The 11,833-nt window shown below is 75.6% G+C and carries 12 protein-coding genes; 6 read left to right on the top strand and 6 right to left on the bottom strand.

Features of this window, described 5'->3' with window-relative positions:
* Positions 1-62: 62 nt before the first annotated feature.
* Positions 63-563 (top strand): SseB family protein, encoded by a 501-nt coding sequence (locus ACFVVL_RS23985; RefSeq protein ID WP_380290475.1) that lies wholly within the window; start codon positions 63-65, stop codon positions 561-563.
* 141 nt (positions 564-704) lie between these two features.
* The gene (locus tag ACFVVL_RS23980; protein WP_387678431.1) at positions 705-1,664 is read left to right on the top strand and encodes a pirin family protein; all 960 of its coding nucleotides are present in this window, start codon (positions 705-707) and stop codon (positions 1,662-1,664) included.
* Between the two features lie 325 nt (positions 1,665-1,989).
* Here ACFVVL_RS23980 and ACFVVL_RS23975 read toward each other — a convergent pair whose 3' ends face one another.
* The gene (locus ACFVVL_RS23975; RefSeq protein ID WP_387678428.1) at positions 1,990-2,583 is read right to left on the bottom strand and encodes a maleylpyruvate isomerase N-terminal domain-containing protein; all 594 of its coding nucleotides are present in this window, start codon (positions 2,581-2,583) and stop codon (positions 1,990-1,992) included.
* Positions 2,580-3,467, bottom strand: a complete 888-nt coding sequence (locus ACFVVL_RS23970) for an alpha/beta fold hydrolase (RefSeq protein WP_387678426.1) — start codon at positions 3,465-3,467, stop codon at positions 2,580-2,582. Before ACFVVL_RS23970 ends, ACFVVL_RS23975 begins: the two co-directional genes overlap by 4 nt.
* A 139-nt stretch (positions 3,468-3,606) precedes the next feature.
* Between ACFVVL_RS23970 and ACFVVL_RS23965 the strand changes: the two genes are divergently transcribed.
* Positions 3,607-4,254, top strand: coding sequence for a TetR/AcrR family transcriptional regulator (locus tag ACFVVL_RS23965; RefSeq protein WP_387678423.1), 648 nt, complete (start codon positions 3,607-3,609; stop codon positions 4,252-4,254).
* Between the two features lie 10 nt (positions 4,255-4,264).
* Here the strand turns inward: ACFVVL_RS23965 and ACFVVL_RS23960 are convergent, their stop codons facing one another.
* The 3 genes from ACFVVL_RS23960 to alc form a co-directional block, all read right to left on the bottom strand.
* Entirely contained in the window at positions 4,265-5,584 is a 1,320-nt protein-coding gene (locus ACFVVL_RS23960; RefSeq protein ID WP_387678420.1) for an amidase, read from the bottom strand.
* A 58-nt stretch (positions 5,585-5,642) separates the two neighbouring features.
* A complete protein-coding gene (locus ACFVVL_RS23955; protein ID WP_387678417.1) occupies positions 5,643-5,906 on the bottom strand; it encodes a hypothetical protein in 264 nt (87 codons plus the stop codon).
* A gap of 72 nt (positions 5,907-5,978) precedes the next feature.
* Positions 5,979-7,040, bottom strand: coding sequence for an allantoicase (gene alc / locus ACFVVL_RS23950; RefSeq protein WP_387678620.1), 1,062 nt, complete (start codon positions 7,038-7,040; stop codon positions 5,979-5,981).
* A 260-nt stretch (positions 7,041-7,300) separates the two neighbouring features.
* On the opposite strand from alc, the gene ACFVVL_RS23945 reads away from it, so the two are divergent.
* The 3 genes from ACFVVL_RS23945 to ACFVVL_RS23935 all read left to right on the top strand — a co-directional run bounded on the left by ACFVVL_RS23945 (position 7,301) and on the right by ACFVVL_RS23935 (position 10,638).
* Positions 7,301-8,332, top strand: coding sequence for an LAETG motif-containing sortase-dependent surface protein (locus tag ACFVVL_RS23945; protein WP_387678414.1), 1,032 nt, complete (start codon positions 7,301-7,303; stop codon positions 8,330-8,332).
* Between the two features lie 114 nt (positions 8,333-8,446).
* Positions 8,447-9,463, top strand: a complete 1,017-nt coding sequence (locus ACFVVL_RS23940; protein ID WP_387678411.1) for an LPXTG cell wall anchor domain-containing protein — start codon at positions 8,447-8,449, stop codon at positions 9,461-9,463.
* A gap of 65 nt (positions 9,464-9,528) precedes the next feature.
* The gene (locus tag ACFVVL_RS23935; RefSeq protein ID WP_387678408.1) at positions 9,529-10,638 is read left to right on the top strand and encodes a hypothetical protein; all 1,110 of its coding nucleotides are present in this window, start codon (positions 9,529-9,531) and stop codon (positions 10,636-10,638) included.
* Between the two features lie 534 nt (positions 10,639-11,172).
* Here ACFVVL_RS23935 and ACFVVL_RS23930 read toward each other — a convergent pair.
* On the bottom strand, positions 11,173-11,820 hold the full coding sequence (locus ACFVVL_RS23930) for an ATP-binding protein (RefSeq protein WP_387678405.1): 648 nt from the start codon (positions 11,818-11,820) through the stop codon (positions 11,173-11,175).
* Positions 11,821-11,833 lie beyond the last annotated feature (13 nt).

Raw genomic sequence — 11,833 nt, 5'->3', positions numbered from 1 at the left:
CGGTCCGCTCTTGTCAGGATCGACGCCCGCGCGGGGCCCCGCGCTCCCGATAGCCTGTCCGTGTGTACGGCTATGACCAGAACGCGTACCCGGGCGATCCCTACCAGCAGGCGGGGCCGCAGCCGGGCATGAACGGCATGCCCGGCCCCGGCCCGTACGGCGAACAGCCGCCGAGCGCACAGCAGTCCCTCTACCCGGAACCGTCGCCGCCATCCCTGGCGGACGCGGTCCGGGCCTTCACCACCGGCTCGATGGCGGTGGAGGACTTCCAGGCCATCTTCATCACCTCCAAGGTGCACTGCCCGCGCGGCGACCGGCCGGGCTTCCTGGCCCTGCACAACACGCCGACGCCGGTCATCCCGATGTTCAGCTCGCTGAAGGAGCTGCGCCGGTACGCCGGCAAGGACTCCAAGCACTTCACCGTCACCGGCGCCGAGGTCCTCGACCTGCTGCCGACCGGCTACGGCTTCGCGCTGGACATGGAGGGCGAGCACCGGATGGTGTTCGACGCCAAGGCGGTCGAGCAGATGGTCGACTTCACCATGCGCCGGATGTACGGCTGACGGACGATGGACGGGGGCCCACCCGCCCCCGCCCGGCGGCCGTCCCGTCCGGGTTTGGTTCAAAATTCAACTTGCTTCTTGTTGAGGATTGAACTAATCTCGTGGACACAGGCCAGAGGAGCACCCCCGAAGGAGGCCGACATGCCCGCCGTGACCGTCGACAACCCGCTGACCCTCCCGCGCGTCACCACCCCCGACCCCGCTGCCTCGGCCGCCCGGCCCGTCCTCGCGGTGGCCACCGCCCCCGAGGGCTTCGAGGGCGAGGGCTTCCCCGTCCGCCGCGCCTTCGCCAAGATCAACCAGAAGTACCTCGACCCGTTCATCATGATGGACCAGATGGGCGAGGTGGATTACGCGGCCGGGGAGCCGAAGGGCACCCCCTGGCACCCGCACCGCGGCTTCGAGACCGTCACCTACATCATCGACGGAACGTTCATCCACCGGGACTCGCACGGCGGTGGCGGCACCATCACCGACGGTGACACCCAGTGGATGACGGCCGGCTCCGGTCTGCTGCACATCGAGACCCCGCCGGAGTCGCTGGTGCGGTCGGGCGGCCTGTTCCACGGCCTCCAGCTGTGGGTGAACCTGCCCGCCTCGGACAAGATGATCACCCCCAAGTACCAGGACATCCGCGGCGGCAGCGTCAAGCTGCTCAGCACCGAGGACGGCGGCGCGCTGCTGCGCGTCATCGCCGGCGAGCTGGACGGCCACCAGGGCCCGGGCACCACCTTCACCCCGATCACCATGATCCACGCGTCGATCAGCCCCGGCGCCCAGATCACCCTGCCCTGGCGCGCCGACTTCAACGCCCTCGCCTACGGCCTCGCCGGCAACGGCGCCGCCGGCACCGACCTCCGCCCCTTCCACCGCGGCCAGGCCGTCGTCTTCGGCGACGGCGACTCGATCACCCTGCGCGCCGACGAGAAGCAGGACTCCCGCGACACCAACTTCGAGGTCGTCCTCCTCGGCGGCCTGCCGATCCGCGAGCCCGTCGCCCACTACGGCCCGTTCGTCATGAACAGCCACCGCGAACTCCAGCAGGCCATGGAGGACTTCCAGGCCGGCCGCCTCGGCACCATCCCCGCCGACGGCCACTGATCCGGCCACGGACCGGTGACCGGTCGCGCACCCGCGACGCCCTCCGCCGCCCGAACGCCGCCCCCGCGGCGCTCCGGGCGGCGGAGGCGTTCCGGTGGCAGGGCGGGGGATCCGGCCCTACCGTCGGACCACGGGGGACGTTCCGGCCGAGTGTGAGGAGCGACGGGATGTTCTGGCAGTTCATCGTGGTGACGGCCGCCTCGTTCGGCTTCCCGACCGCCGCGCTGCTCTTCTTCATCGGCGGGCCGCGCTTCCCCGACGAGCGACGCGACGACCGGTAGCGGGTCGGCGCGCCGGCGGGGCGGTGCGCCGGTGCGCCGGCCGGTCAGCGCGCCGGGAGTGCCCAGGCCGTGTCGCGGCCCAGCAGGGCGAGCGTCCGCGCGAACGGCCCGGCCGCCCCTGCCCCCGGCCGCCGTACGGCCGGGGCCCGGCCCGGCGGCCGGTCCGCCGCCGCGAGCAGTGCCGCGGCGAGCGGCGGTTCGCCCTCCACGGCGGCGATCAGCCGGGCCGGCGAGCCCAGGGCCGCCGCCACGTCCCAGGCGTGCACCAGCGTGTCCCGCAGCTGGAGGCCGACCGCCCGGTCGAACGGGAGCGGCGCGCCGCCGTCGACGTCCGGAAGCCGCAGCGGCGCGGCGTGCGGTGCGGCGGCGGCGAGGGCGACGGTCAGCCGCGCGGCGGAGTGCCGGAACGCGCCGGCCGGGTCGCCGTGCACCGGGACGTCGCGCCAGAGCGCGGGGTCCGGCCCGGCCCCGGCCGCCGCGGCGGCGAGCCCCAGGTGCCGCCCGACCATGTGCTCCAGCAGCCACCGCAGCGGCCGGCCTGCGCAGGGCGTCGCCAGCACCAGTTGCTCCGGCTGCACGGTGTCCACCACCGCGGCGGCCAACTCCAGGGACCGGCTGTGCAGTTCGAGCAGGATCATGCCGCACCCGGCTCCGTCGCCGCGGCCGCCGGCGCCCCGGCGGACAGGAAGCCGATCACGTTGTCGATCACGGTCGGCTCGGTGAGGATCCGCCGGTGGCCCAGCCCCCGGGTGACCAGCAGTTCCAGCCGGTCCCCGTAGGCGGCCCGCAGCCGGCCGGCCTGGGTGAACGGGACGACGTCGTCGTCCTCGTCGTGCGCCACCAGGATCGGCAGGCCGATCTCCTCGGGGCTGCGGGTGGCGTCGAAGTGCGCCCGGACGTCGGCGATCCCGGGGAACATCGCGCCGCCCTCCACCCGGCGCCGCAACTCCCGCTCCACGGTGGCGTTCAGGCCGAGCATGGCGCAGAAACCGGCGGGCATCCAGGAGACCTCGGCGACCCCGGCCACCGCGGCCAGCCGCCCGGCCCGCAGCCCTTCGCGCAGCGCCAGGAAGGCCGCGTTGACGCCCAGCGAGTGGGCGATCACCGCCTCGAAGGCGCCGTACTCCTCCTGCAGCCGCAGCGCGATGGCGCGGTGGTCCAGCACGGTGGCGGTGCGGCCGCCGGAGTCGCCGTGCCCGGGGGCGTCGTAGCCGACGGCGGTGAGGCCGAGCCCGCGCAGCCGGGGCACGAAGTCCGCGAAGCGCGAGGCCCGGGACTGCCAGCCGTGCATCAGCAGCACGGGCCGGGTGCCGTCGCCCCAGCGGTGGACGACCACCTGCTCGCCGCGGTGGCGCAGCGTCCGGGTGTCGGCCCGGTCGTGCACCGCGCGCTCGCGGGTGCGGACGCGGCCGCGCCGCAGGGGGTGGCGGTAGAGCTCGTACGCGGCCCGGCCGGCCAGACCGGGGGCGGCCAGCGAGGTGGCGTTCAGGGTGGTGCGGATCAGTGCGACGGCCGGGTCCATGCGGGACTCCCTGTGGGTGCCGAGGGGCAAGAGCCGAACGGGACGAGATGTTAGCACGACCGTTCGTTCAATTTTCTGCCCACCGGCCCGCCCCGCTACCCTGGCGGCACGGACATGCCGGAGGACTGGGGTGAGAGCGGTGGCCGGAGCGACCACGGACGGACGGGTCCTGCGCGGCGAGGAGACCCGCCGGACGGTCCTGCGCAGGGCCGTCGAGATCGCCTCCGTCGAGGGCCTGGACGCCCTGTCGATCGGCCGGCTCGCCACCGACCTCGGCCTCAGCAAGAGCGGGGTCTTCGCCGGCTTCGGCTCCAAGGAGGAGCTCCAGCTCGCCACCGTCCGGGCGGCCCGGCGGATCTTCTCCGACGCGGTGCTCGCCCCGATCGCCGACGAGCCCCCCGGCCTGCGCAAGCTCCGCCTGCTCTGCGAGTCCTGGCTGGCCTACTCGCGCGCCCGGGTCTTCCCCGGCGGCTGCTTCTTCTACGAGGTCAACGCCGAGTACGACGCCCGCCCCGGCCCGGTGCGCGACGCCCTCGCGGCCAACTGGCGGGAGTGGCACGCCACCGTCCTCGCCCTGGTGACCGGGGCCCTCGGCACCGGCGAACTGCGCGCCGACGCCGACCCGGAGGACATCGCCTTCACGCTGATCGCCCTGCTGGAGAACGCCAATCCGCAGGCCCTGCTGTTCGACGAGGACACCCCGTACGAACGCGCCCACCGCGCCGCGCTGCGCCGGCTGCGCTCGGACGCCGTCGACCCGGACACCCCCGCGCTGCGGACCGCCTGAACCGGCGCGCTCAGGCGGCGTCCAGCACCCGTTCCAGGACCGCCGCCCGGGCCAGCAGCCGTTCGTCCGCCCCGGCCTCGCCGACCAGTTGCAGGCCCAGCGGGAGGCCCTGCTCCGTCACCCCGGCGGGCAGGCTCAGCGCGGGCAGCCCGGCGAGGCTCCACGGCAGCGACATCACGGCGCTGCCGGTGCTGCCCAGCCCGGACGGGGCCGGGCCGGTCGCCGAGGGGGCCAGCAGCACGTCCACCCCGGCCCGCCGGCGCTGCCCGGCGAGCCGCGCGCGGAAGTCCTCGCGGGCCCGCAGCGCCGCCCGGTAGGCGGCCGGGGTGACGGTGCGCCCCTGCCGGATCCCCGCCACCGTCTCCGGCCGGTAGAGGGCCCCGAAGCGGTCGAACCACTCGGCGTGCGAGGCCGCCATCTCGAACCGGTTGATCGCCTGCAACTGCCGCTCCAGCTCGTCGAAGTCCGGCAGCAGGTCCAGTTGACGCACCGTCAGGCCGCGGACGGACAGCAGCTCCAGCTGCCGCCGGAAGGCCCGCAGCGCCTCCGGGCGGGCCCGCTCCAGGTACGGGCCGACCGGGACGCCGAGCACCGGCACGTCGTCGTCCCCGGTGCACCGGGGCCCGGTCTCCCAGTCGTCGCAGAGCAGCGGGGCGGCCAGCGCGACGCCCGCGAGGTCGGCGGTGAAGACGCCCGGGGTGTCGAGGCTCGGCGCGTTCGGGATCACGCCCGCCGCCGGAATCCGCCCGTGCGTCGGCCGGAAGCCCACCACACCGCAGTAGGCGGCCGGGCGGACGACCGAGCCGACCGTCTGGGTGCCGACCGCCAGCGGCACCAGCCCGGCCGCGACCGCCGCCGCCGAGCCGCTGCTGGAGCCGCCCGGGGTGTGGCCCGGATGGTGCGGGTTGCGGGTCGGGCCCGGGGCGCCGCCTGCGAACTCGGCGGTCACCGTCTTGCCCGCGACCAGCGCGCCGGCCGCCCGCAGCCGGTCCACCAGGGCGGCCTGCGGACCGGCCAGGACGCCCGGCGGCAGCGCCGAGCCGGCGTGCGTGGGCAGGCCGTCCACGTGCACGATGTCCTTGACCCCGACGGCCACCCCGTACAGCGGCGGCGCCTGCGCCGGATCGGGGTGCCGGGCGGCGAGCGCCCGGGCCTCGGCGTGCAGCCGGTCGGCCCGGCCGGGTTCCGGCACGAAGGCGTGGATCAGCGGGTCCACCTGCTCGATCCGGGCGCAGAGCCGGTCGACGTGGACGGCCAGGGCGGGTACGCCCGCGCGCAGCGCGGCGGCCTCACGGGTCAACGACCGCGGCCGGACCGGGGATTCCTCCATGGCGACCACGGTAGCCCCGGCCACGCGCAAGCCGTTCACCGCATCACCGGTGCGGCGTTCAGCCGGTCGGCCAGGCCGTCTCCCGCTGCTCGCCGGGCGGGCGCGGCCGGTGCTCGTCGGCCAGCCAGGGGGCCTCGCGCAGCAGGTAGGCCCCGCAGGTGTGGCAGCAGAGCTCGGGGGCGCGCCCCCAGTCCACCGCCTCCCGGGCGGGCGCCCGCGGGTCCAGCTCCCGGCCGCACATCGCCACGCTCCCGCCGCCGCGGACCATGTGCCACAACCGCACCCCGGCGGGCGCGCCGCCGGGCGCGTACTCGGCACGCATCCGGTGCATCATGCCCCCATCGTCCGGCGGTCCGCCGGGCCCGGCAAGCGGGGCCGGGCCCGGCGGAGGTGGTCAGACCAGCCCGCCCCAGAGCCGCAGCCGGGCGATCCCGCCGTCCGGGAAGACGTCCAGCCGGACGTGGGTGGCCGGGCGCGGCGCGTCGATCACCAGGCGGTGCACGGCGTCCGGCTGCAGCCGGGTGCGCGGCACCAGCGCGAACCACTCCCCGGGGTCCGCGCCCAGCGCGTCCCGGCCGGACAGCGCCGCCCAGCCCGCGGCGTTGCCGACGTAGTAGCCGGTGTCGATCTCCACCGCCCGCACCGCGCCCCGCCCGGCCAGCCGCAGCCGGACCCAGTCGTGGCCGGCGTCGCGGCGCCGGCGGTTCTCCCAGCCGTCCCCCATCGCCCGGGACCGGCCGGGCAGGACGAGGCCGACCGGGGCGGAGTAGAAGCGGTCCGAGGCGTCCTCGACGGCGCCGCCGTTCTCGGCCGCCGCCAGGTCGAAGGTGCCGAGCGCGGCCAGCCAGCCGGGGTCCGGCCGGGCCTCGCCGTGCACCCGGAAGCGCGCGATGCCGCCGTCGGGGTACTGGCTGAGACGCAGGTGGGTGATCCGGTGGCGGTCGCCGACCGCGAAGCCGTTGGCGGCGTGGCCGCGCACCGGGGAGCGGGGGACCAGCGGGTGCCAGACGGTCCCCGGGGCCAGCAGGTCCTCCGGGCCCGGGGTGCCGGGGAGTTCGGCGCCCTCGACGGCGATCCGCCGCGGGTGGTTGCCCCGGAAGTGCGCGGTGTCGACGACGACGCCGTGCACGATGCCCGGCACGCCCAGCCGGACCAGCGCCCAGTCGTGGTCGCCGTCGGCCGGGTGCGGGTGGTCGGCGTCGGCGCCGCGCCGCCGCCTGGTCTCCCAACCGTCCATGAGCTGGCCCTTGTTGCCGAAGGTGTGCGGGCGGAACACGGCCGGCCCGGGCAGCAGCAGGTTCTCCCGGTCGGCGAACAGCTCGTCGTTGGCGGCGACGACGGCGCCGCCCAGCCGGCGGTCGGCGAGGTCAGTCAGGGCGGTGAACGGGAACTCGGCGGCGCGGTAGTCGGCGTACGGGTCGCCACCGCCGTACGGCGGGGCGCAGGTGTCGGACAACTGGTCGGGATTCGGGCTGGAGTTCGCGTCGGCGGTCATGCCTCCACCCTCGCGCCGGGCCCCGGCCGGGTCCACCACCGGAACCGGGCGGAGCTCCTCGGCCGCCCGGCCCGTCGGCGATGCTTTCCGGCCACCCCCGCGGAACCCGGCACGCCCCCCCTCGATAGGGTGCCGCTCCTGCGACACCGCCGGTGATCATTATCGGCCGTCAAGTCGTCACATTCCGGACAGATTTCACCCAAAACGCTGGAGCCACGATCGTGCGCACTTCCCGCCTCCTGGCCGCGTCCACGCTGCTCGCGCTCACCCTCGGCGCGACGGCCGGCACGGCCGTCGCCGGCGCCGTCGCCGTCTCCCCCACCCCGACGGCCACCGGTACCGCCACCGGCACGGCCGGCCCCACGGCCACGGCCACCGCCACCGCCACCGCGACCCCGAGCACCACGGGGACCCCCTCGGCGAGCGCCTCCCCGAGCGCCTCGCCGAGCGCCACGGCCACGCCCTCGGCGACCCCGACGCACCGGCCCACGGTGCCGCCGACCCTGCTCCCCACCACCGCACCGGGCCTAGCCTGCTCGGGCGGCGTGTCCCAGGGCGAGGAGTGGCTGAAGGTCACCGGCACCGGCCTGTGGAACACCACCCTCGCCCCCGGCGCGACCCAGGAGACCTCCGTGACCTGGGAGAACCTCAGCGGGGTCGAGCTGACGAAGTTCCATACCTACCTCTACCTGACCCTGTTCGACCGGGAGGACGGCGTCGACAGCCACGCGTGGGACAAGGACTTCTTCACCGTCCAGTTCCACGCACCCGGTCAGGACTGGAAGTCCGTCGAGCTGAACGACTGGTACCTCGACACCGGCACCTTCCGGCTCGGCAAGGGCGAGAAGCTCACCCTCCGGTTCCGCATCACGCCGACCGCCAAGGCGCCGCTCGCCATGTACTCGGGCAACTTCGGCGGCGGCGACACGGCCATGGACAACGCCCTGCTGCCCCACCCCGCCAAGCCCGACCCGAAGGGCTGCACGCAGTACATCAACCTCTACGAGGGCGAGTTCAAGCTGACCGGGGCCGGCGCCGCGAGCACCGCGTCCGCCGCCGCCAAGCCCGCCGCCCCGGCCTCCGCCAAGCCGGCCGGCACCGCCTCGCCGTCCGCGGCGAACGGCCCGCACCTGGCCGAGACCGGCTCCGACTCCTCCACCCTGCCGATCGCCGTCGCCGGCGCGGCGGTGCTCGCGGCCGGTGCCGGGACGCTCCTCGTGCTGCGCCGCCGCAAGGCCGGCGCGCACAACTGATCGATGGCCGAAAAGAAATACGAGGATCGCGTACAACCGACCGCACCCCTCGCACGTCACCTCAACGTAGTAACCACCAAGCAGCCGTCACCATCGAACGCCGGAGCCGTGATCGTGCGCACCTCCCGACTGACCGCCACCGCCGCCCTGCTCGTCCTGACCACCGGGATGACCGTGGCCGGCACCACCGGCGCCTTCGCCGCGGACCCGACCGCCGCCCCCTCGGCCACCGCGACCGCCGAGCCGACCGCGGCTCCGTCGGCCACCGCCGAGGCGACCGGAACCCCGTCCGCGACCACCGGGCCGACGGCCACCGGCACGCCCGCCCCGACCGCGACCCCCTCGGCCACGGCGACCCTGCCCGAGGGCTGCACGTCCCAGCGCGACGTCAAGATGCCGGTGCAGGTCAGCCCCGCCGACTTCGTGATCGTCAAGGACGGCACGGCGCAGGAGATCGCCGTCTCCTTCCAGAACACCAGCTCGACCACGCTGACGGACTTCAAGCTCACCTACCGGATCGACTCGAACAAGAGCCTCTGGAGGCCCAAGTCCGAGGTGAAGGTCCAGAACGGCGAGTGGAAGCCGGCCAACGCGACCACCGACCACGGCTCGGTGGAGCTCGGCACCTTCCAGGTCAAGCCGAACGAGACGATCGTCACGAAGATCCGGCTCACCGTCGACTACTCGCCGTGGCAGGAGTTCCGCCTCGACCTCAACGGCGCCTCCGAGGTGCTCCCGTACGGGGTGGGCCCGGAGAACGTCAAGTACACCTGCAACCGGCTGGTCGGCTCGTACTCGTCCAGCATCAAGGCCGTCGAGAAGCCCACCGCGTCGCCCTCGGCCACCACCGCGCCGAGCTCCACCGCGACCAAGGCGCCGACGGCCACCGCCACCGCGAGCACCACCGCGAGCGCCTCCGCCACCGCCACGGCCACCGCGAGCACCTCGCCGTCCCCGACCGTCACCCAGCCGGCCGGCACCACCGGCGGCACCGGCGCGAACGGCGGTCACCTCGCCAGCACCGGTGCGAACGGCTCCACCGTGCCGCTCGCCATCACCGGCGGCGTCGCCGTCCTGCTCGGCGCCGGCGCCCTGCTGATCGCCCGCCGCCGCAAGGCCGCCCGCGGCTGACCCACCGCCCGGACCGGTCAGCGTCCGGGTCCGTGATCCAGATCCTCCGAAACAGGAGCACTCACTTGAGCTCTTCCCGACTCCTGACCGCCGCCACGCTGGTCGCGCTCTCGCTGGGCGCGACGGCCGGCGCGGCCACCGCCGGAGCGGTCACCGTCCCGGCCTCCCCGACGACCGCGTCGTCCGAGGCCACGACGGCAGAACCGACCGCCACGGCGGAACCGACCCCGTCCGCCACGGCCGAGCCGACGGCGACCGCGGAACCGACCGCGACTGCGACCGCCGAGCCCACCGCGACCGCGACCGCCGAGCCGACCGCCACCGCGACTGCGACCGCGACCGCCGAGCCGACCCCGACCGCGACGGCCACCGGCACGCCGACCGGCCTCCCCACCACGCCCGCCGAGTGCACGCCGCAGCGTGACCTCGCCCTGCCCCTCTACGCGTACCCGGGCACGACGGCCACCGTCGTCAAGGGCGGTGCGGCGCAGGACATCTTCGTCACCGTCAACAACACCGGCAGCCTGCCGGTGAAGGACTACCGGATCACCCTGCTGATCCAGGGCCCGCAGGGTTCCGCCCCGCTCAAGACCCTGGTGCAGACGCAGGCCGGCCCCTTCAAGCCGGTGGAGCAGAACGCCGGCGAGCCGTTGTCCATCGGCTCCTTCCCGATCCCCCCGAACGAGCACTTCACCGTCGGCCTACGGATCTCCGCCGACGCGGCGTCCGTCCTCGGGAACTACTCGATCTCCCTCAAGGGCGCCTCGGAGGCGCTCCCGGCCGGCTCGGGCAAGGGCGAGGACGTCTGCCACCGGATGACGGCCTCCTACACGGGCAAGCTCACCGTCTCCGACACGGCCCCCACCGCCACCCCGACGGCGAGCGGATCGCCGACGGCCACCCCGTCGGAAACGCCGTCGGCCACCGGGACGCCCGGCACGAGCGCGAGCCCGTCCGCCTCGTCCTCGCCGAGCGCCGCCATCCCGGCCGGCACCACCGGCGGCGGCACCACCACCGGCACCGGCGGCTCGACCGGGATCCTCCCGACCTCCGCCCGCCTCGCCGAGACCGGCACGGGCTCCACCGCGCCGCTCGCCCTCACCGGCGCCGCCGCGATCACCCTCGGAGCCGGTTCCGTGTTCACCGCCCGCCGCCGCAAGGCCGCCCGCGGCTGACCCACCGCCCCACCCGCCCCGTCCCGCCCGCGCACACCAGTGCGGGCGGGACGCCGCGTTCCCGCCCTGAACGACAACGCCACCTGCACCGGCGGCTCAACACCGCCACCACCCCCGCTGCCGCGGCAGGCCATCGCCCCGCCACCCGCGAATCCCGGGGCTTCCCCACGCACCGACGCCACCACGCCCACCCCCGGCGCCCAGGCAGGACACCGCCCAACGACCCCACGACGCCCGCCGCAGCAAGGCATCACCCCACCACCCGCGGCCCCCGGCACCACCACCCTCACCCCCGCCGCCGCCCGACGACCCCGCGAGGCCCGCCGCAGCAGGGCATCGCCCCGGCACCCGCAGACCCCGGCACCCGCGCGGAACGCCGGGCTCGACGCTACGAGGCCCGGCGGAGCAGGGCGTCGCCCCACCGCCCGCGGCCCCCGGCACCACCACCCCCACCCCCGATGCCGGACGCCGGACTCGACGCCACGACGCAGCAGGGCATCGCCCCGGCACCCGCGCGGAACGCCGGACTCGACGCTACGAGGCCCGGCGGAGCAGGGCGTCGTCCTGCCACTTGAGGATCTTGTCGAAGCTGACGATCGCCCCGCGCAGCGGGTGGTTGCGGAGTTGGACGTGGTCGGTGAGGGCGTGGATGAGGAAGAGGCCGCGGCCGGATTCGGCGGTGAGGTCCGGGAGCGTGTCGAGGTCCAGCGGCCGGAGGTAGGACAGCGGCGCCGGGTCGGCGGCCGGTGGCAGGACGTGGGTGTCGTACGGGCGGCCGTCGAGGGGCGGGCGGTGCGCGGTGAGCAGCGGGGCGGGGACGGTGGCGCGTCCGCGCCGGGGCCGGGGCCGCGCCCGCCCGGCCCTGCGGGCGGGCGGCGGCGGGGCGGGGGCCGGACGGCCGGCGGCCGGGGTGGCGGGGCCGGGCAGGCCGGGGCCCGAGTCGGTCACCTCGATCCGCAGCAGGTCGCCGCTGATCGAGGCGGTGACCTGGTAGCCGTCGTCGGGCCGGGTGCCCGCGCCGTGCTCGACGGCGTTGGCGCAGGCCTCGCTGAGGGCGACGCCGAGGTCCTGGGCGATCTGCGGATCGACGCCGGCGGTCGCCATCGCGCCCAGCAGTATGCGGCGGGCCAGCGGCACGCTGGCCGGGTCGCGCTTGAGGTGCAGAGTCCACCAGATGTCCACGGGAGGTCCCTCC

The sequence above is a fragment of the Kitasatospora sp. NPDC058115 genome, from assembly GCF_042884635.1.
GTDB lineage: Bacteria > Actinomycetota > Actinomycetes > Streptomycetales > Streptomycetaceae > Kitasatospora.
This window is presented reverse-complemented; position numbering and strand designations above follow the sequence as displayed.

What these genes read in the sequence shown, in the direction of transcription:
- ACFVVL_RS23980 (WP_387678431.1), top strand. Translation starts at nt 705, where the DNA reads ATGCCCGCCGTGACCGTCGACAACCCGCTGACCCTCCCGCGCGTCACC.
- ACFVVL_RS23975 (WP_387678428.1), bottom strand. Translation starts at nt 2,583, where the DNA reads ATGATCCTGCTCGAACTGCACAGCCGGTCCCTGGAGTTGGCCGCCGCG.
- ACFVVL_RS23970 (WP_387678426.1), bottom strand. Translation starts at nt 3,467, where the DNA reads ATGGACCCGGCCGTCGCACTGATCCGCACCACCCTGAACGCCACCTCG.
- ACFVVL_RS23960 (WP_387678420.1), bottom strand. Translation starts at nt 5,584, where the DNA reads ATGGAGGAATCCCCGGTCCGGCCGCGGTCGTTGACCCGTGAGGCCGCC.
- ACFVVL_RS23955 (WP_387678417.1), bottom strand. Translation starts at nt 5,906, where the DNA reads ATGCGTGCCGAGTACGCGCCCGGCGGCGCGCCCGCCGGGGTGCGGTTG.